General features: G+C 31.9%; 18 protein-coding genes. 7 read left to right on the plus strand and 11 right to left on the minus strand.

Translation table 11 applies throughout. The annotated features are described in order from the left end of the window. Positions 1-254 precede the first annotated feature (254 nt). Positions 255-953 carry a hypothetical protein gene (locus DK442_RS01115; RefSeq protein WP_109433998.1) on the minus strand — a complete coding sequence of 233 codons (699 nt, stop codon included), beginning with the start codon at positions 951-953 and terminating at the stop codon, positions 255-257. Between the two features lie 62 nt (positions 954-1,015). Next, positions 1,016-4,246: a T9SS type A sorting domain-containing protein gene (locus tag DK442_RS01120; RefSeq protein ID WP_109433999.1), complete on the minus strand. Its 3,231-nt coding sequence runs from the start codon at positions 4,244-4,246 to the stop codon at positions 1,016-1,018. Positions 4,247-4,646: 400 nt separating this feature from the next. On the opposite strand from DK442_RS01120, the gene DK442_RS01125 reads away from it, so the two are divergent. The 3 genes from DK442_RS01125 to DK442_RS01135 all read left to right on the plus strand — a co-directional run bounded on the left by DK442_RS01125 (position 4,647) and on the right by DK442_RS01135 (position 8,876). Then, on the plus strand, positions 4,647-5,168 hold the full coding sequence (locus DK442_RS01125) for an RNA polymerase sigma factor (protein WP_109434000.1): 522 nt from the start codon (positions 4,647-4,649) through the stop codon (positions 5,166-5,168). 118 nt (positions 5,169-5,286) lie between these two features. After that, positions 5,287-6,192 carry a FecR family protein gene (locus DK442_RS01130; RefSeq protein ID WP_109434001.1) on the plus strand — a complete coding sequence of 302 codons (906 nt, stop codon included), beginning with the start codon at positions 5,287-5,289 and terminating at the stop codon, positions 6,190-6,192. A gap of 17 nt (positions 6,193-6,209) precedes the next feature. Next, positions 6,210-8,876: a TonB-dependent receptor gene (locus DK442_RS01135; RefSeq protein ID WP_109434002.1), complete on the plus strand. Its 2,667-nt coding sequence runs from the start codon at positions 6,210-6,212 to the stop codon at positions 8,874-8,876. A gap of 10 nt (positions 8,877-8,886) precedes the next feature. Here the strand turns inward: DK442_RS01135 and DK442_RS01140 are convergent, their stop codons facing one another. Then, positions 8,887-10,521 carry a tetratricopeptide repeat protein gene (locus DK442_RS01140; RefSeq protein WP_109434003.1) on the minus strand — a complete coding sequence of 545 codons (1,635 nt, stop codon included), beginning with the start codon at positions 10,519-10,521 and terminating at the stop codon, positions 8,887-8,889. 343 nt (positions 10,522-10,864) lie between these two features. Between DK442_RS01140 and DK442_RS01145 the strand changes: the two genes are divergently transcribed. The 4 genes from DK442_RS01145 to DK442_RS01160 all read left to right on the plus strand — a co-directional run bounded on the left by DK442_RS01145 (position 10,865) and on the right by DK442_RS01160 (position 13,325). Further along, positions 10,865-11,476 (plus strand): hypothetical protein, encoded by a 612-nt coding sequence (locus tag DK442_RS01145; protein WP_109434004.1) that lies wholly within the window; start codon positions 10,865-10,867, stop codon positions 11,474-11,476. A 42-nt stretch (positions 11,477-11,518) separates the two neighbouring features. Next, positions 11,519-12,427, plus strand: coding sequence for a DUF6268 family outer membrane beta-barrel protein (locus tag DK442_RS01150; protein WP_109434005.1), 909 nt, complete (start codon positions 11,519-11,521; stop codon positions 12,425-12,427). Positions 12,428-12,515: 88 nt separating this feature from the next. Beyond that, positions 12,516-12,704 (plus strand): hypothetical protein, encoded by a 189-nt coding sequence (locus DK442_RS01155; protein ID WP_109434006.1) that lies wholly within the window; start codon positions 12,516-12,518, stop codon positions 12,702-12,704. A gap of 18 nt (positions 12,705-12,722) precedes the next feature. Next, positions 12,723-13,325 (plus strand): hypothetical protein, encoded by a 603-nt coding sequence (locus tag DK442_RS01160; RefSeq protein WP_109434007.1) that lies wholly within the window; start codon positions 12,723-12,725, stop codon positions 13,323-13,325. Between the two features lie 9 nt (positions 13,326-13,334). Here the strand turns inward: DK442_RS01160 and DK442_RS01165 are convergent, their stop codons facing one another. The 8 genes from DK442_RS01165 to DK442_RS01200 all read right to left on the minus strand — a co-directional run bounded on the left by DK442_RS01165 (position 13,335) and on the right by DK442_RS01200 (position 19,911). After that, positions 13,335-14,084 carry a LytTR family DNA-binding domain-containing protein gene (locus DK442_RS01165; RefSeq protein ID WP_109434008.1) on the minus strand — a complete coding sequence of 250 codons (750 nt, stop codon included), beginning with the start codon at positions 14,082-14,084 and terminating at the stop codon, positions 13,335-13,337. After that, a complete protein-coding gene (locus tag DK442_RS01170; protein WP_160114002.1) occupies positions 14,081-15,118 on the minus strand; it encodes a sensor histidine kinase in 1,038 nt (345 codons plus the stop codon). The genes DK442_RS01165 and DK442_RS01170 overlap by 4 nt, the downstream gene beginning before the upstream one ends. 384 nt (positions 15,119-15,502) lie before the next feature. Continuing rightward, complete coding sequence (locus tag DK442_RS01175) at positions 15,503-16,537, minus strand: alpha/beta fold hydrolase (RefSeq protein WP_109434010.1); 1,035 nt, start codon at positions 16,535-16,537, stop codon at positions 15,503-15,505. A 45-nt stretch (positions 16,538-16,582) separates the two neighbouring features. Continuing rightward, positions 16,583-17,206 (minus strand): hypothetical protein, encoded by a 624-nt coding sequence (locus tag DK442_RS01180; protein ID WP_109434011.1) that lies wholly within the window; start codon positions 17,204-17,206, stop codon positions 16,583-16,585. After that, the gene (locus DK442_RS01185) at positions 17,199-17,594 is read right to left on the minus strand and encodes a DoxX family protein (RefSeq protein WP_109434012.1); all 396 of its coding nucleotides are present in this window, start codon (positions 17,592-17,594) and stop codon (positions 17,199-17,201) included. Before DK442_RS01185 ends, DK442_RS01180 begins: the two co-directional genes overlap by 8 nt. Beyond that, the gene (locus DK442_RS01190) at positions 17,591-17,809 is read right to left on the minus strand and encodes a hypothetical protein (RefSeq protein ID WP_109434013.1); all 219 of its coding nucleotides are present in this window, start codon (positions 17,807-17,809) and stop codon (positions 17,591-17,593) included. The genes DK442_RS01185 and DK442_RS01190 overlap by 4 nt, the downstream gene beginning before the upstream one ends. Before the next feature lie 227 nt (positions 17,810-18,036). Continuing rightward, positions 18,037-18,996: a DPP IV N-terminal domain-containing protein gene (locus DK442_RS01195; RefSeq protein ID WP_109434014.1), complete on the minus strand. Its 960-nt coding sequence runs from the start codon at positions 18,994-18,996 to the stop codon at positions 18,037-18,039. Between the two features lie 6 nt (positions 18,997-19,002). After that, the gene (locus tag DK442_RS01200) at positions 19,003-19,911 is read right to left on the minus strand and encodes a PD40 domain-containing protein (RefSeq protein WP_160114003.1); all 909 of its coding nucleotides are present in this window, start codon (positions 19,909-19,911) and stop codon (positions 19,003-19,005) included. Positions 19,912-19,921: the final 10 nt, after the last annotated feature.

Consider the following 19,921-nt stretch of genomic DNA (forward strand, 5'->3'; position numbering starts at 1 on the left):
TGCATGCTGGAATCATCTTTATACACACCTGAACATTAACCTAATTTCTTAAAGTATTATTATATATCTAGAGTAAACTTTATTTAAGAATAGACTTTGACTTTATATTAAAAAATGGTTAACATAAATCAAGGAAGTGATGGAAGGAAAAAACCACTCAGTTTCCTGAGTGGTTTTTAAACAAATCAATTACGACCCCTTACTTTCGCAATGTTAATTTTTATGATTCTATAGTATTATGTAAGCATTATTCTTTATTGAGTACTAAAATTCCAAACTCGACCAATAGCTACTCCTTGTTTATCATCTTTGGCAACAATTCTCCAATAATAGGTTTTATTGGCTTCGATCTGAACATCTAATGTTGTTACATCAATATTTTCTGCAACTAATTGAGGTGGGTTGGATTCTCCAAAATATACATCATATACTAATGAGTCCGCATCATGATCATTAGCATTCCAGCTTAATCTAGTCGTATTTCCCGTTACTATTGCTCCTGTAATGGGTGTACTCGAAGAAGAAATTGAAGGAAGTATATTTGTATTTCCCTCGGGTTCTGTAATAAAGGTTTGAATACTTGAATACAAACTTTCATTTCCTTTATTATCTTTGGCTTTTACCCTCCAGAAATAATAGGTTCCTTTTTCTAAGGTAAAGTTACTTTCTGTTTCTGAGGTTGTAGTAGTAAACAATAAATTTTCAAACCCTCTGTCGGTTGCAATTTCAATAACATAATCTAATGGTTTTTTATAAATAGATGTAGATCTGTTCCAGTCAAACTCAAGGTTAAAATTTGTACATACCAAATCATTTGTAGGGTATATTAAACTTGGAATCGTTGGCTCTAATCTTAGGTCTCGTAGAGATTCTACAAGTATACTTTCATCCTCCTCTACACTACAAGAAAATAATAATAGTGTACTTAAAATAAAAACATATATATATTTCATGGGTATTTATTTTTTATGATTTTATACCCTTTGCCTTAAAAAAGGCAAAGGGATTATTTTTTCTATTGTTTGCTTATTCTTATGGTTTTAGATGTACCTTTTATGCTCACAAAGTATATCCCTGCTGGTAATGAGTGCATCGATAATTCTACCTTGTTAGCCGTGACGTTATACATTCCAGAAGATACGGTTATTCCCAATGCATTATGAATTTCAATGCTCACAGTATCACTACCGGTATTAGGTATGCTAAGGGTCACATTATCACGGGTTGGATTAGGATATGCATTAATGTTTACTAATTCGTCAATAGTTGTTGATAATTTACCCTGACAAGCAGCTTTACTGGAAAATACTTCTATTATCCCTCCATTTTTAGCATCGACCACAAAACTATTAGTATTGTATTCACCTACTACTTTATTATTAATAATAACAGTATATGGAGCAGTACCTGATTGGATATCAACAAACATTTTATTATTGATCTCATCCATTGTTGTTTTACCTTCTAACACTGGAGCCTCTTCAATCACAAACTCATAACATTTTTCGCAGTCCGTAATTCCTGAAATAGCAATACATAGTGGGTAGGTTCCCGGGACTAAATCAGGTATAACAAGAGTAGTGTTAAAAGGATAATCTTCGCCATTGAGCGTTGCTATGTAATTAAGGCTTTCTATTGCGTCGATACTTAGAATACCATTGTTTTTACCAGCACAGGTCTCACCAGACGTCTGAATCTGGAAATTAGTATCGGTTAAATTATCTATAAAACAATCTCCAGTTATGTTTACTGTAGCGGTTTGTTCAGATACATTACCATTAATATCAGTAATACTAAGTGTTACGATGTTGTCTCCAATATTTCTGACATTAAAGGTATTAGGAGAAATTACCATGGTATCGATTCCACAGTTATCAAAGGCACCATTAGTCGGCACAAAAGCCACATAATCGTTGGTTGTTGTCCAAACGCTAGCATTACGTCCAGGAACCACAACTGCTGCCGTACCATCAATATTTTCTATTCCTTGTATTTTATCATTATCCGAATCAAAAGTACTAGTGGCATGTATTTCGATACGATTAGTACCTTCAAATAACTTTATTTGGGTGGTCGTTGCATCTGGTGTGGTATCATAATAATGTACAGCATCAAAATCTATAATAACTATTCGATTAGGAGCTGTTCCTATGGTAGTGTATCTTATGGTTCCACCTTCTAGTGGATTAAGATCAGTCATGTCGAAAGCAATGAGATTACTTGGTGTAGAAGCATCTGGAAGAGGATCCCAACCACAACATCCATCTTCTCCTTCATCAGAAAAAGTGATAAACCCATTTGATGAGACATAAAACTCTGTGTATAAATTTCCATAAAAACCAAACTCAAATCCTAGAGGTAATGCTTCAGATACTTCGTCATCACTCAGCGTTACTTCGGTTCCTGAAGTACTAATATCTACACGATCAAATGTGCCCGAAGTTTCTACGGTATAGTCGCGAGCTATTGGGTCTGCACCTATAATGTCTTGTGGAGTAACGGTAACCGTATCTTCAAAATTTCCTAGTGCAAGTGTCGTGTCTTTAGTATTAAACAATGGGGCTCTGGTGTCAACCACACTAACATCATAACTACATTGCACCGTATTACCGTCATTATCCAAAGTATCATAAGTAAAGGTTGTTGTGCTTCCAATAGCTAACAACGTTCCACTTGCAGGTCCAGAGGTAATATTACTGGCACAAGGATAATTATATACAGCTCCACAGGCAGTAGGATCACTTTCTAAAGTGAAATCTGAAGGACAAGATGGAATAGTAACAGTAACTGTGGTTGAGCAACTTACTAAATTTCCACCATTATCTCTTACCCTTACCGTTACTACATTATCCCCGATATCTGCACAGGTAAAAGAACTTTTACTTAAACTGATACCTCTGACTGTACAATTATCTGTAGCACTCAACACTAAATCGTTTTCTCTAATGGTAGCACTACCAGTTGCATCTAATTCTAAAGTAATTGGAGCTACGCATTGTACTATAGGGTCTATTTGATCTTGAACAGCTACACGTACCTGACTGGTACTTACGTTTCCATTAACATCTGTAGCTGTTAGTGTTACCGTTACTGTACGAGACGCATTAGTACAATCAAAATCTGTTTGGTCTAGTGTAATACTTTGTAATCCACAATCATCGGTTGCACTAGCATTAAGGTCTGCCAATGTAATGGAACCATTACCTGTAGCATCCAAATTAACACGTGCAAAATTATCTGTGGTAATTACTGGTGCAGACTCAACGATTACAACAGTAACATCAATAGATGTGTTATTGTTTTGATCATCGGTGGCGGTGAATTGGATGATATTACTACCAACATTTGTGCAATCAAAGTCAGTTTGACTTAAACTAAGACCAGGAGTAGTACAATTGTCTATAGCGGTTAATCCAAAATCTCCTGGTGCGACGGTTGCATTACCTGTTGCATCTAAATTCACTGTAAGCGTTGTCAGACCCACTGGCGAAAGGTCACCACGCACCCATACACGGTGTATAGTACTTTGTGTATTATTAGCAAAATCATCTACTTCCCAACGAGAACCTCCTCCACGAATTCCCCAATGATAATTCCCTGCAGTCCAAAACGGGAAATTGGTTAGTGCGAGATCTCCTTGATCTGCCCATTCATTATAAGCTTGAGCCGGAATATTAGCAGAATGGTTTGATAATACCGTGTGATTTGATACTTCATTAATTCGATCAAAAGAACCTGTTCCTGTTTTTACACAATTTAATACTCCTTGAAAGCTTGTCTTAAAGTTGATTACACGATTATGTCCCGTGGTTACTCCATAAAGTCGCATTTCTTCAAAATCAATAGCAGCTGCCAAAGCATTACCTATATGTCCCCAATTAGTGGTTCCAGCTTCATTATCGCCTAGGGTAGAAGATCCTAATAAAGGTAAATCGTTGTTTCGTACTGTTAGGTTAGAATTATCACCAGCTATATGTACATAATTCAAAATCATTAACCAGCCACCACCATCGGTATCATTATCTAATACTCCTTGGAAAGTGCTGCCGTTAAAATTAAAGTAGTAAGTCCCGCTAGGAACACTTCCTACAGTAGCTTGTAATAAATTTCGAAAAGGGTGAGCAAGGGTTCCATCTCCTGCACTGTCAATTACAGGTGGAGTGGTATCCTGTCCAGGCCCACATTGTGCTTGTAGGTTATAAGCAAAACAGAAAGATGCTAATAACAATAGTAGTAGTTTTTTCATAAATAAGGGGTTTAAAAATTTAATTTGTTTTGATCGTCTTTTATGTAATACAGCCAAGTTTGGAGATACCCTATTTTTATTTTTTATAAATAGAGATAAAATGATATTGTAATCTATAATCTTCTAAAAAAGATGATATTTAAAATACTCAGGAAAGAGGTCGATGAAATAGGTAAACATAATCATAGGTTAAAAGATTTGAAGTTTGGGAGACGCAAAAAATATGTCGGGCTTTATACTTTTAAAGAAAAAAACACCCCTACAAACACCCCTACAAAAAAACACAAAACCCTGTAAAACAGTTATTTATTCATTCTTAAGAAACTGTTTGTATTAGGAATTGTCTAGGTTTTCCGCTTTTTTTTAATAGTTTTGAATATCCTATTAACTTTAAAACCCCATGCCCGAAAAAAAGCAATCTGTTTGTGAGGAAAAGAATTTTGACTCCCTGTTCAATACTCATTTTGAATCGGCGAGAAACTACCTATATTATAAATGTGGTGACTTGCAACAGGCAGAAGATATCGTGCAGGATGCTTTTGTAAAATTGTGGAAACAATGTGCTGATATCATATTTGAAACTGCAAAATCCTTAATTTTTACCATATGTAATAATGCACTCTTAAATGAATTCGCACATAAAAAAGTGGTATTACGTTATGAGGCTATACCAAGAGATGATAAAAACAACGAAAGTCCGGATTTTATAATGGAGACAGAAGAGTTTAAAGATAAATTAGAACGTTGCATTGCTAAATTATCCTCCAAAGAAAGAGAAGTCTTTTTATTAAGCCGAATTGATAAAAAAACCTATAAAGAAATTGCTGAAATCACCAACATCTCTGTAAAAGCCGTAGAAAGAAGGATGAGTAATGCCTTTATAACTCTTAGAAAATTACTCGGTAACGACTTAAATATTTAAAAAAAATAGGGTAATCTTATAGTTACCTGTATTATAATTATATAGAGAAGTTCAATTCGATCAACTCTTAATAAAGATAATCTTATAATCACCGAAAGTTTTAGGCTTTCTTACTATTATGGAAAAATACGAATCAGATGAAACATTTATAGCGCGTTGGGTAGCTGGTGAGTTGAGCGAAGAAGAATTATCTGAGTTCAAAAAATCAGAAGCATACCAGGGATTTCATCGTATTAATGAAATATCTCAAAACTTTAAGGCTCCGCCTGTTGACCATAGACAGTCGCTAATAAAAACAAAAGAAAAAATTACTTTTGGGAAGAAAACCAAACCAACATATACTACCTGGTATGCCGTTGCGGCTTCTATTGTGATTATTCTGGGAGTATTTGGATTATTTACATCTACCAAAAGCTATACAACTTCCTACGGAGAACAACTAGCTGTTACTTTACCTGATGGTTCTACTATACAACTCAATGCAGATTCTGAAGTAACGCACAAACGTTTTTTTTGGTTAAATAATCGCAATGTCAGCCTAAAAGGAGAGGCCTATTTTGAAGTAGAAAAGGGAGAAGGTTTTGCAGTAGAAACTACTTATGGAACTATATCTGTTCTAGGAACCAAATTTAATATTAGAGCACGATCTAAATCCTTTGAATTAAATTGTTATGAAGGTGTGGTTCGCTTTGATAAGCTAGTTACAGAAGAACATCGTATTCTGAAAAAAGATGATCGAATTATTATTTCAGATGATAAGCTCGTAGATCAAAAAACCAAGGAAAACATACCCAACTGGATGAATGGTATCAGTATATTCAAAGGAGCTCCTTTACATGAAGTTCTGGATGAAATACGCATTCAATACAATATTACTTTTCAGGTTAATAATGCTGATCTATCTAGGTTATTTACGGGAAGTTTTTTACATAACGATTTAGAAAAAGCATTAAAATCTACACTCGCTCCAATGGGCATTTTGTATACACTTTCTGAAGATAAAACTGTTGTATCTTTACAATAATTGCACAATTAATTTTGATGAACCAACGACTATTATTTGTATTCACATTCCTTGTTTCTATGGTGTGCTATACTCAGGAAAAATTGACTATCTCTTATACCAACAGTTCTCTGAAAGAGGTATTGACTGATGTAGAATCAAAAACAACTATACTTTTTTCTTATGCCCAAGAAGTAATAGCTTCTAAGTCTATCACCTTACCTCAACAAGAAATTACTATTGACAATTTACTTCCTCTTTTGGAAACGCAGACAGGACTTATTTTTGAAAAAGTATCTTCTCAACAGGTAATTATTACCCAAAAAAGAATCATCTGTGGTTATATTATTGATGCCACTACAAAAAAGCCAATTCCGTTTGCTACAGTTACCATTGATAATGATCAATCCATTGTTAGTGATGATAATGGATATTTTAATTTTAAAGATATTAGTTCGACTACAGGAAATATACGTATCAGTTTTATTGGATATGATGAAAAAAACATTACTCTCTCTATTGGAGAACCTTGTACATCAATTGAATTAAATCTTTTATCCTCGGTACTTGATGAAGTCGTTGTATTAGGATATGTTACCTCTGGGATTGACAGAAACAAAGATGGATCGATAGCCCTTGATTCTGAAAAATTAGGAATTTTACCGGGATTGGTAAGCCCCGATATAGCACAAAGTATTCAATTAATCCCTGGTATTTCAACCTTAGATGAATCTGCAACGGGTATACAGATTCGTGGAGGATCACCCGATCAAAATTTGATATTGTACGATGATATCAAATTGTATAATACAGGTTATTTCTATGGAATGTTTTCTTTATTTAACCCTTTTGCTACAAAAAAAGCAACCATTTTCAGGTCTGGCACAAGTGCTAGTTATGGTGATCGTATTTCTGGAATTATCGATATTTCCAGCGGAGAACTAATTCCTGAAAAAACAGAAGGCGGATTTGAAATTGATGGTTTATCGGTAAATGGATTTGTAAAAGTTCCTTTATCCCAAAAAACTGCTGTATATGCCTTTGCAAGAAGGTCATATTCTGATATTGTAGAAACTCCTACATATCAAAGTTATGAAGATAAAATATTTACAAACTTTGGAATAGCCAGAGATAGTAACGGTAATGTATTAGAACTTGAAACAGATGATGATTTTAACCCTGAAACAAGTAATAATGATTTTTCTTTTGCCGATGTTAATGCAAAACTTATTCTAAAACCTAATGTCAAAAATAGCATCTCTGTTAGTGGGTTGTACACAAGAAACCGTTTGGACTTTGACTTTACAGGAGGAGAAGAACTTGTTGTAGATTCATTAATTACACAAAACAAAGGGTTAAGTGTAAACTGGAAACATAAAACCAATGAAAAACAACAAGAAAAACTTACTGCATATTTTTCTGAATACAATTCTTTTTATCAAAACGATGAAATAAAAGATGAAACTGGTGATGGTATTTTGGACCTGGCAGAGGTTAATATTCGTAAAAATGACATTACAGATCTAGGTATGAAATTTACTTCTACTTCTAGCATTAAAGAAACACAAAAACTCACGCTAGGATATGAACTTTCATATACCGATTTAAATGTGATTATCAGTAAAGAAAACCCTATTGATGCCGAAATAGAAAGCTCAGAACAAGATGATGATAATCTTAAAAATGCTGTATTTGGGGAATATACCTTCAATTTTAAAAATAATGGATTTATAAATACCGGTATTCGACTCGTACATTATAGTTCTTTAGACGATTTTTTAATCGAGCCTCGTATCAACCTTGAATATCCTTTAAACAATCGTTTTAGAATTAAAACAGCTATTGAAAGAAGAAATCAGCCCGTTTCTCAATTGGTAGAATTTAATCACACAGAATTGCGTTTAGAAAATGAATTATGGCGTTTATCAGATGATGAACAATTTCCTTTGTTAAGTAGTAATCAAATTTCTGGAGGTATATTATATCATTATAAAAATTTAAATATTGATGTTGATGCATATTATAAAGAATTAGATGGATTAACGACGTTTACTAACGGATTTAGTAACCCCTTAGAAAATTTAGAAGAAGGAAAAAGCACAATACAAGGTTTAGATCTTTTGGTAAAATATAGATGGGATAATTATAAAATATGGGCAGGGTACACTTATAATAATATTACATTTCAATTCCCTAATTTACAGGATACCCCTTTTAAGTTCCCCGGAAATAATGACATAACTCATTCCTTTAGAATTTCTAATACATTGCAACTCAAAAAATGGCAATTCTCACTAGGATGGCAATTTAGAACCGGAAAACCTATTACTCCTGTAAATAGTTACGAAATTAAAATTGATGCTGATGGCGAAAATGCTGGTGTAGTTAATTTTGGTTCTGTAAATAGTGCCAAATTACCAGATTTTCATAGGTTAGATGCCTCTATATTATATGATCTAAATATTAAATCAGGTAATAAAACACTAAAAGGACAATTAGGGTTATCATTCTTGAATATTTATAACAGGGTAAAACCTTTAAATTTGATATATAAAGCAGAACGAAAGCCTTTAGACGATGGTGGAATTCCTGTAGAAGGTACCACCGGATCTACGCCCGAAGAACTAGAATTAATCTTAGAACAAGTAATTCAACGATTTTCTCTAGGTTTTACACCAAATGCTGTGTTTAGACTATCTTTTTAAATATTCAAAATTATGAAGCTTTAAGATACTCGAGGATAGGTGCTCCTTTGGGTGCATTAATCTTTTTACGCAAACGATAACGACTCATCATTACGCTATCTTCAGAAATTGCAAGCATATTAGCTATCTGGTTTGTATCTAGTCCTAGTTTTTCCATAGCCACCAAGCGTTCTTCGGATTTAGTAAGTTCATACCCCTTATCTTTTATAGTGCTAAAAAAATTGGGATATACCGTGATAAATTTTTTTCTAAAGATATACCAATCCTCTTTGGTAAGTATCCTGGTAGTAGTTAATTCCTGAAGGTTTTTAATAGATTGTTTTTCTCCAAATTCTGATTTTAGTTCTTCTAACTCATTACGCAAGGCTTCTTGAGCATTACTTTTTTCGATGAGTTGTTTTGTAAAATCCGCCAATTCTTGCTTATTCTTTTCTAATTCTATAGAAATTATAACTGCTCTATTCTTATAAATCCTCCTAATCAGATATCCTATTATTATTGCCGCGAATAAGGTGATCATTAACAGTATGAAGTACATCTGTTTTTTAGAGCTTTCAGCTTCAGTAATTAATTCGAATTCTCTTTTTTCTTTAGAAAACTGCAAGCTATCGGCTAATTTTTCCTGATTAAATTTATGAGTTAATTCTAAGGCTTGTATTTTTTTGACATTTTCAATATTAAATACAGAATCAGAGTACTTCTTATACATTCGATAATCTTCTAAAGCTTTTTCATAATCCTTCAACTTTTTCTTGAGAAAACTCCTTCTTAAATATGATTTTGAAATCCTGGACTTGGCGTCTTGCTCTTTGGCTATTATTAATGCTTCATTGACATAGGTCAATGCTGTTTCATACTCTTTAAGTTGCATATAACTTCCTGCAATATTATAATTCGCCCTTTGTTGAGAAAGTTTCTGATTGGTTTTAATATCATATGCCAAATTCTCAAGGTAGATACGTATTGCTTTTTCATAATCTTTTTTAGTATGATACCATGCTGCCAGATTAGAGTTTACTCTATATATATTTTCTTTATCTTTTAATGTATTAAAACTTTTCTTCGCTACCTGGTAACAGTAAAATGCAGAATCCATTTGTTTAGCTTGTCGATACGCTACTCCTAGCATATTATAACCAATAGCGACACCTAAGTCTTCTTGGAGCAAGTCTTTTATTATAATGGTTCTTTTAAAATAATCTATTGCTTTTTTATAATCTTTTTGATCCCTATATACCATAGCCATATTATGATATATATCTGCAATATTAGAAGAGTCGTTTAGCTTTTCATAAAATGTTTTGGATTTTAGATAGGAGTCAACAGCTTCTGGATAATTACCTTTTCGTTTATGCACTATCCCTAAAGCTTCATATACAGTTGCATAATGTTGTAATTGTTTATGTTCGGGATTCTTTTTTATAAGTTCTAAAGCTTCTAACAAGTAACGTTCTGCTTTACTAAAATCTCTGCTAATTTGATAATTCCCTAACAATAATAGAGCATCGATTTTCTCGACATCTTTATCTGCATACTCAACTTCTTGCTGTAGACGAAGCAGTAACGTATCCTTTTCTTGAGAGTACATGGTGATTGTAATCCATAGAAAAATTATACTACAGCAATATGAGGGGTATTTTTTCATTTTGATAGTATACTATTTTGTGGGTATTCTTAGTACTAAGATAAGGCTAATTAAAGAAGTTATAAGCATTATCCTCATTACAATCTGCCCTACAAGACAATAACAAAATACGAATCAAAAACATTTATACTCAAAAATTGAATTGTATTTAGCAAAAATGAGGTTCATCTAATTTTAAGAAATAACATTCTCAATCACTAGATTAAAACTTTAAAACAAACCAATTCTATCACGCAAAACGACAACTCATCAGAATTTTCGAGGGCTCATCATTATTCTTAAGGTATACCCCTCTCTTTAAAATAGATTTGTTTTCAATTATTTCCAAACAAAAAAATTGGACATGAAAACATTAAATATCATTTATGTGAATGAATTGGGAGCAGTATTGGTTTCATTACAACATATCATTAGCTCTATAAGGCTTTTTGATATGTATATCTACATACCCATAATGACTTTACTCTCTTTTCTATGGTTTAAAAATATTTTAAAAAGTCTAGATAACAATAAGACATTTGATACCGCAATCCGATATCGGTTTAAAAAAGCGTTCCTTATTATACTTTATAGTTTATGTTTTTTAGTTACTAACTCAACGATAATAGCCCTAAAAGCATTGATTATGGAAGAAGTAGAGTATACAACTCCTCTCTGGTTTAGGGATTTGATAGGACCTTTACATTTCTTCATATCTAGCGTGGCGTTAGCACATATCTGGTTGATAAGACGTAATTATTCTAGGGTGCTCGATTATTTCCTTTGCTTTTATATCCAAATTGGATTATTAGTTGGATTTATTGCAGGATTCTATTGTCTTCTTAGTCCTTCTTTTGGACTATTACACATAAGTACAATACTTATCCTCATATGGCTAGCGCTTTTAAATACAGATATCATCCTTCGTCTTTTGTATCCTTTTGTTACTTCAACAACAGTTTATCTAAGTAAATAAAATAGTTAAAAACACATACATATTAATTTTTAAAAAAAGTCAATGAATTTATTTAAACAAAAAAAGATCGGTTTAGTCTTATTAACATCTTTATGCTATGTATACACTTATGCTCAACAAATTTATGAAGAAGATATATTTATAGGCTCCTCATATATATTAGAGGGAGATAGTGAAGCAGATATAAAAACATTAGATTTTAAAGCCAAACTTTATGAAAAACCGTTAAAAAACCGAAAAGGAATAATGAGTTTAGGAGTAGTATACAATTACTCAAATATAGAGTACTCAATTAATACGCCTTTTATAGAAGACAATAGTCTTAATGACTTTCATAACATAGGTTTTAATTTTAATTATTTTAGAATTCTGAATAAAAAATGGAGTATTGCTTTAATATTAACTCCTCAATTAAGTTCTAATTTCACCTCTGAATTAACGTTTGAAGATTTAAATCCTAATGGAGCAGCGCTTCTTAACTATAGCAGCAAACCAACTAATCGATTAAGTTTTGGCTTGGCATTTGCTCCAAATATTGGAATTAGTTTTCCTTTTCCAATCATAAACTATTGGAGAAAGATAAATGAGACCATGGAAATTAATTTAGGGTTCCCAGAAACATCTTTGTCCTATATGCCATCTCAAAAAACAACCTTAAAAACTTTGGTAAAATTTGATGGATTCAATTATAACATAAGTGATGATTTTAACATTGATGGTAAGAATGCTGAACGAATCAATTATAACGCAATTATTGCAGGGCTAGGTGTGAAATATAATCTATCAAACGCTTTATCTTTTTCTCTCGACGCTGGATATTCCTTAGATAGAACATTCGAGATCACCGATAAAAAAGCTGATGAGACCTTTGAGTTAGATATGGAAAATAATTTATATTTTTCTTTTGGAGTAGGCATTAACTTAAACAAGGGAAAACAAAACACACCCTAAAAAGATCAGTAGATCATAATTGTTTTGTAAAAGAACATAACCAAAAAGATTTATTGAAATTTAAATTTATCTAGTAAAGATATAACCTATGAAAATATCCAGGCAATTAGAACAAGAAATATACAAGAATACAAATCAGTTTAAATATTTAAGGTTCGAAGTGTCAAATAATGAATATGTAGTATCACTAACAGATCCTAAAGGCTATGAAATCATTAGAGGTTTTGGAAATTCTTTTATTGAAGCGATTAATGATCTACATAGTAGTTTACTGTAATTAAGGCAACCTAATCCAATGAAAGACGAGAACGCTATAGAAAAACTAAAAGGTTTATACTATACCAAAAAAGAGCCTAGAAAAACTTTTATTGCATTTCTGCGAAACCAAAATAAAATGTGTATCAATTCATTTAATATGATTGATCGAAAAGCAGCTATTATGATACGCTTAAATGCTACAATCATTCCTGCTGTAATAATTTTTTCTGAATATCTGACAAAATTAGAGCATGGAAATTTTATAGGGATCACCATGTTAATATGTTCATTTATTTCATTGATGTTCGCAATGAATGCTTCTAGACCACATACTTTTTCATTTTTTAAACGTTATCGCGAAAAAGTTGAAAAAAAGTACACTAAACTAGAAGAAAATATATTTGGTATAGGAATGAATCATAACATTACTCTAGAACAATATGAGGAGGCTTATGACAAATTAATAAACAGCCAGGAATTGCAAGTGGGAAATCAAATAAGAACACTTTATATTTTTGAATCACAAATCAAAAAAGCATTATATCATATAGAAATTGCATACGCTTCTTTTATGATTGGTTTTTTAATTGTTGTCATAGCCTTTATATCTAATAATTTGATGCACAATATTATTTTATAATGGCTCTTATCACTTTGATAGCCATTTCTTAAATTTTCCTATTCGCTCTAAGGCAACATATATGTTTGTATCCTCTGGAGTAGGCTCTAACTTCAATTTAATTTTGGATGTAGAAGCATAAAACATTTCTTTTATTGACTTATGATGAATTATATATTTTCTGTTAATTCTAAAATAATTATCAGGATCTAACAGTTCTTCTAATTTTATTAATGAAAAATCAATAGGAATTCTACTTCCATCAATGTGTTTAATAAATGTCAATTTGTTATCTGAATAAAAATAGGCAACGTCTTTTACTTCGATAACTTTCAGGCTTTGATTTATTTTAACAAGAAATCTCTTTTTATATTTTACCTGGTATACATCATCCAGTAATGATTTATAGTTGGGCACAGACTGATTTTTAAGCATATAAAATTTATCCATACTCTTATTAAGTGCATCAATAGAAACAGGTTTCAATAAATAATCTATACTATTTTGTTCAAAAGCTTTGATTGCAAATTCTGAATATGCTGTAATGAAAACAATAGGAGTTTGAATATCCAAAGACTCAAAAATCTCGAAAGAATACCCGTCAGATAAATTAATATCAAGAAAAATAAGATCTGGGGATTCTTTCATTAAATACTCAATAGATTCTTTTACCGATGACAATCTCTTTGTGATAACAATATCCCTATCAATCTTCTCAATTGTTTTTTGTAATCGAGCAGCTACAATATCTTCGTCTTCTATTATTATTGCTTTTATCATAGTTCTGGTTCAATTAATGGAATAGTAGCAATGTATACTTCATCTTTAATTTCGAAGGTTGGTAATATTTTATAAATAAATCTATACTGATTAACCAAATTAGACAATCCAATTTTTAAAGAATTCTTGCTTAAAGCATTAGCCCTTGGCTGATAATTATTCGTTACAATTACATAATTATCAGAAGCTTTAATTGATATCTTCAAAGGCTTATTTTTTTCAACTACATTATGTTTTATCGCATTTTCTATCAGTAATTCTAATGTCATTGGAGGAAGTAATAAATCATGTTGAGTAAAATCAATCTCTGTGGTTAACTCCAGACTTTCTCCAAATCTAATTTTTTGTAATGCCAAATACGAGTTAATTAACTGAAGTTCTTTTTTCAGGGTAACCACCATTTCTTCACTTTGGTTTAGGCTATAGCGATATACATTAGATAATTCTTCAACAAAGTATTCTGCTTTTTTAGGATCTTCACCGATCAACCCTATCAAGCTATCAAAACTATTAAATAAAAAATGAGGGTTTAATTGTTTTTTTAATGCTAAATACTTTGCTACCGATTTTTCATTTTCAAATTCTGCTAACTTTACTTTAAATTCTTGTTTCTGTGATTCTGATTCTAGAAAAGCTTCTAACACATAAACAAATAAGGTGATACTAAAAATGGCAATAAAATTTCCCCAAAACAATAAGTCAAAAAAGTAGGGTTCATTATAATCCCAAAATAAAAGTATTGCAATAATTTTTGCCACAAATGCAAAAACAAATGATTTTGAAACTACTAAAAAGCTATCAAAACCTATTCTGTATAATTTATTTTTTTCGTTTATTGCCTTGTATAGTCTAGTTTTAAAAATAAGTTTTCTTAAATAATAAACTGCTAGAATAAACAAAAAAGTAGTAGGCAAAACCACTGGCAAAAACTCAAGAGCTTCTAGGGGAGCTTCGTTCCCGAGATCTTTTAAGAAGTCGACTAAACTTGCCAGAATACTGATTAGTAAATAAAATAAAAACCTATTGTTATTCAATGTATTGTTTTTTATTGGGTTATTGTTATTAATTCCTCTCCTATATCTGCCTCAAAAAACACCTTAACTTACATTTATTTACCGCAATTATATTTCTTCACTTAGAAATTAAGAATGGGCTTTTCAAAATAATGACCTTAACTCTCAGTTTGCCCACGTCATTGAAAAGATACTCAAAATAAAATTCAGAAACATCTAATTACCGAGTCGTTGCAATATCTTATTAGCATTTTTTTTCATAATTATTCTTTTTTTTAGCGGAATTGATACTAGGATCAAAATTAGATTAGTATCCCCTGCACGAATACGATATTTTGACGAGCCTCGAAAAATTCTGATGAATCAGGGATTTTACCAGATGATTTAAGATTAAAACTATAAGATTTATAGTTTTGAATATAGTTTGTCAAGATTCGCAATAATATGTGCTACAGATTTTTCTGCTTCAATATCAAGTTGAATATAATGACCACTTTCGAATTCAATAACCTCAGCTCCTATAGCTAAAGCGGTTTTATATTGGCGGTTTGGTACAACAACGTTATCATAACGTGCTATAAACATCCAAACAGGCATTGTTTTCTCACCTATAGCTTGATAAGCTTTATCCAGTTGTATCTGCCAATCAGCTGAGATTCCATCTCCAGCAATAAGACCAGGTTTTTCTATCGAAAACTCTTCTCCCGCATACAACTCATGATAATACTCCATTCGTCTTTGCGAAATAAACATATTACCATAAGTACCGCTAGGATTATTTCCATTAGAATAATTGATAAAAAATGGCGCAATAACGGGAACCAATATTTTCTGAATTGAAGAATAGTTAAGCGGAACAACCGGGGTAAGTAAATGCAAGGATGCAATTGTATTTTCAGATTGTGCCTCTAACATTACACTTGTTGCTCCACCATAACTATGACCTATAATATGAATTGGTAAGGAATTACGTCTCATAACGGTATTGATAACTGTTTTCTGATCTATTACATAATCATGAGTATTAGCATCAATAACATGAGTGCTACCAAAATGACCTCGCCAACTTAGCGCATAAAGATTATACTTTGTGGGTAAGCATTCAAAATAAACTTCCCATGCCCATGCTCCTCCTCCGGCCCCATGAATCATGATAACATTCCCTACTGCATTCGTTGTTTCTCTACTATAAACCTGAATAGAAATACTATCTTCTACCTCAACATAAAAATTATCGTATGATGTTATTGATTTATATCTTGATGGATGTTCACTTTTTTTTGAAACAGTTAGAAGAATTTCATTCGAAGGTTTTTCTAAACCAGCTTGAAGCTGTGATAAATCATAACTAATAATACCCAGCAAAACCATGATTAGTACAATAATTATCGCTCTTTTCTGATATCCTTTAGATTTACTAAACCACCACTTTTTATTCATATCATTTTTCAAGATTTCTCAACTTGTTTTATTTACTCAGATCGATTACACCTCTTGTAAATTAATATTAGTCTGGATTTTTTTACGAAAGAAACGGTAGGCAATGTCTGCATTCAAAATACCAAACCAGAATAAGAAGAATATTCCACTCATTCCTGTTGTTACATCCAAAAGTTCAAAAGGTTCATTAAGCAAACGATGGATCCCTGTATAATGCCCTCCAAATAAGCCAAACTGTATATACAAGCATAAAAGGCGATCAATCAAATGATTTTGATTACGTATAATCAACCATAAATATGCTAATACGACACTAGAGATATAAAAATGTAAAGGTCCTACCAGATGCATAAACCAAACAGGAGTTTCATAATCCATTTCTTCTATTATCAGTGTTTTAAACGCCACAGCAGTAACATTAGTCAGCATGAAACACAAACTATAATATATACTAAGGAGTAGAATTTTAAAACGAGCATGGTATGCCATATTAAATGTACCGTTGCTTTTTAATGTTTGTCTTAGTTTTCTAAAAATTACAATAGAGAGTATAGTCATTAGAGGCATAAAAACATAAGCTTCAAAAAAACCTGTAGCTCGTAAAAGTTTAAGAAATGGAGCTAGAAATTCTCCTAATTCGTTGGCATAAGTGATATGATTATTATCCATGATTCGTTTTTCCTTTAGTATTAAATTCAATCAGCGCATAAGTTTTATGATAGTATATATAGGACACTGTTAGAATGGCAAAGGCTATTAAAGGAGCTATTGGGAATGTGCCCTCTACATATAAATCACTTACAAAAGCAGCTATAAAGTCGATCCCAAATCCAGCATACGCCCATTCTTTTATTCTATGTGGAACCTTAGGGATGATCAGAGCACATGCTCCTAAAACTTTAAATACATTAAGCATAACCCCAAAATACTGTGGGTACCCAAGATGTCTAAAACTTTCCTTGGCCATTTCGGTATCTGCAGTAATAGCAGTCAATACTCCTTCAAATAAGAAAATTAATCCAGTGGTTATCCAAAAAATCACAATGTCCTTTTTCATATGTTTAAATTGTATTTATAGGTTTCTAATAAAAAATTGCTGTAATAATTAGTATACAAATCATTGATAGCTTCAATTGCAGACATTCCTTGGCCTCGACCATATTCACGCCCAGTAGCATCTACCCAAATTATGATATGACTATTATTATTTTTTTTGAGTTGTAAATGTTCCTTTGACTTGAGGTGTCGTTCTAATTGATTCCTTTTGTTCATACTACATGGTTGTTTTTTTTATTATTTTACCTGGTTTCGTAAATAATTTAAAACAAAGCTATGGTCATAACTTATCATTATGACATGAAATATGATGAGTCCCAAAAAATTCTGATGAGCCCCAAGAATAATTGATGGATATAGACTTAGAGTGAAGTCTTATTATAAAATTGAGAAGATTGTAATATGATTTTGGTTGGATAGGATTATTATAAAACTCCAGGATACTATTTATCCAATTGGATTGCTCCCCAAACAGGTGTATACTCGGATTCTGGTGTTTCTGTTATTTGTTTTAAATTCGATCCGTTTTTTGCAATGGTGAATACATCAAAATTATCATTTGTAATATTAGAAAAAACCAGTTCTTGTCCATCGGGTGACCAAGATGTTTTTACTATCCAATATAGATTAGAATCTTTATAATAATTATAGGTATTGTTTTTATTTTGAAGGTTAGCTGTTATGTTCTTTTGATTTGCGCCTGTGCTATCCATTACATACAGATCCAGATAGCCATTCCTATCTGAGAAAAATGCAATTTTTTTTCCGTCGGGAGATACAGCAGGAGCAAAATCATTACCAGAAAGATTATTAGTCAGGTTTGTTATCTGATTATCTTTTATAGTAACTTGGTAAATATCGTTTACCCTATTCTTTTCACTATAAAATACTATTGATTCCCCATCAGATGACCAACTGGGTATTCTGTTTTCATTCCCCATTGTTCCAGTAAGCATTTTTTCATTATTTCCATGTTTATCAGCTATAAAAATATGAGTACTTCTTTGAACATTTTTTTCATATGCAATCATTTCTCCATTTGGAGAATACACACCATTAGTATAATAATTAGAATTAGGTGAAATTCTTTTTGTTGTATTATTTTCTATATCATGAGTTGCTAGTTTCCAACCTCCATAACGATATGTATTGAAAAGGATGGTTTTACCATTTGGAGATATCTCGGCATTATACTCTCCCATTCCAGACTTAAAAGGGATTAACACTTTTTTATCTGAACCATCAGGATTCATCATATATATTGACCAACCGCTATAGCTTTTGTCTTTTTTAGAAAAAAGGATTTTTGATGATACTGATATTTTGTCTCCTGACGTATGATTCTCAAATTGTGAATTATAAAATGATAGTATACATAAGCATCCTAAAACAAGCTGTTTCATAGTATTTTAATTCATCCAATAGGGTGTCATATCGGTATCATTATTATGAGTTATCTGTTCTAAACCTGATCCATCGCTATTAATAATAAAAAGTTCTAAATTACCTTCTAACATGATATTAAAAACAATCTGTTTACCATCTGCCGACCAACTTGTTTTATAAGCCCAACACTCTTTTGTTTTAAAATCATCTGTTTTTAATTTCGGAGTCAAATTCATCATATTCTTACCTTGTAAGTCCATCACATATAAATGAATTTGTCCTTTCCTATTTGATAAAAATGCAATTCTATCTTCTTTTCTAGAAGTTGAAGAAGCAAAATGATGCGAAGTATCATCAGTTAACCTTTTAAGATGCATGCCATCACTACCTTTACTGTAAATATTGTAATATTGATCTCTTCTGGAGGCAAACACAATTTGTTTACTGTCTTTGCTCCAATCAGGAGTACGATGACTCCCCAAAGCCTTTGTTAATTGCTTTACATTTTTACCGTTGATATCGGCTATAAACAAGTCTGCATTACGAGTATTCCAATTGTATTCGTGGTAAACAATGTGTACCCCATCAGGAGAAAACATTGCATTGTATTCGTAGTTAGAACGATTCGTTAATTTTTTTACATTATGAATTTTTCCATTTTTAAAATCAGCAATTCCTAGTTTCCAACCACTAAAGCGATAGGTATTAAAAATTATTTTGGAACCATCTAATGAAGTTACAGCATTATATTCTCCTCTCCTTGGTACCGTTCCTTTTAATAATAATTTTGTGCTCTTTGTTTCTGTATCATACATCATTATCCCTGGTGTTTCTCCAGTATTAAGTCCTCCCAGGCTTCTTGAGAATATTATTTTTGATTGGGCATTACCATATAACGTTAAACTGAATAGAAGTATGAATAGCAATCTCATTTTCATAACA

The organism is Aquimarina sp. AU119, assembly GCF_900312735.1.
In the GTDB taxonomy this organism is placed as follows: domain Bacteria; phylum Bacteroidota; class Bacteroidia; order Flavobacteriales; family Flavobacteriaceae; genus Aquimarina; species Aquimarina algiphila.

Coding starts and splice junctions, on each gene's coding strand:
- DK442_RS01150 (WP_109434005.1), top strand. CDS start 11,519: ATGAATTTATTTAAACAAAAAAAGATCGGTTTAGTCTTATTAACATCT.
- DK442_RS01160 (WP_109434007.1), top strand. CDS start 12,723: ATGAAAGACGAGAACGCTATAGAAAAACTAAAAGGTTTATACTATACC.
- DK442_RS01135 (WP_109434002.1), top strand. CDS start 6,210: ATGAACCAACGACTATTATTTGTATTCACATTCCTTGTTTCTATGGTG.
- DK442_RS01180 (WP_109434011.1), bottom strand. CDS start 17,206: ATGGATAATAATCATATCACTTATGCCAACGAATTAGGAGAATTTCTA.
- DK442_RS01195 (WP_109434014.1), bottom strand. CDS start 18,996: ATGAAACAGCTTGTTTTAGGATGCTTATGTATACTATCATTTTATAAT.
- DK442_RS01175 (WP_109434010.1), bottom strand. CDS start 16,537: ATGAATAAAAAGTGGTGGTTTAGTAAATCTAAAGGATATCAGAAAAGA.
- DK442_RS01165 (WP_109434008.1), bottom strand. CDS start 14,084: ATGATAAAAGCAATAATAATAGAAGACGAAGATATTGTAGCTGCTCGA.
- DK442_RS01140 (WP_109434003.1), bottom strand. CDS start 10,521: ATGAAAAAATACCCCTCATATTGCTGTAGTATAATTTTTCTATGGATT.
- DK442_RS01125 (WP_109434000.1), top strand. CDS start 4,647: ATGCCCGAAAAAAAGCAATCTGTTTGTGAGGAAAAGAATTTTGACTCC.
- DK442_RS01115 (WP_109433998.1), bottom strand. CDS start 953: ATGAAATATATATATGTTTTTATTTTAAGTACACTATTATTATTTTCT.
- DK442_RS01155 (WP_109434006.1), top strand. CDS start 12,516: ATGAAAATATCCAGGCAATTAGAACAAGAAATATACAAGAATACAAAT.
- DK442_RS01190 (WP_109434013.1), bottom strand. CDS start 17,809: ATGAACAAAAGGAATCAATTAGAACGACACCTCAAGTCAAAGGAACAT.
- DK442_RS01185 (WP_109434012.1), bottom strand. CDS start 17,594: ATGAAAAAGGACATTGTGATTTTTTGGATAACCACTGGATTAATTTTC.
- DK442_RS01145 (WP_109434004.1), top strand. CDS start 10,865: ATGAAAACATTAAATATCATTTATGTGAATGAATTGGGAGCAGTATTG.
- DK442_RS01200 (WP_160114003.1), bottom strand. CDS start 19,911: ATGAGATTGCTATTCATACTTCTATTCAGTTTAACGTTATATGGTAAT.
- DK442_RS01130 (WP_109434001.1), top strand. CDS start 5,287: ATGGAAAAATACGAATCAGATGAAACATTTATAGCGCGTTGGGTAGCT.
- DK442_RS01120 (WP_109433999.1), bottom strand. CDS start 4,246: ATGAAAAAACTACTACTATTGTTATTAGCATCTTTCTGTTTTGCTTAT.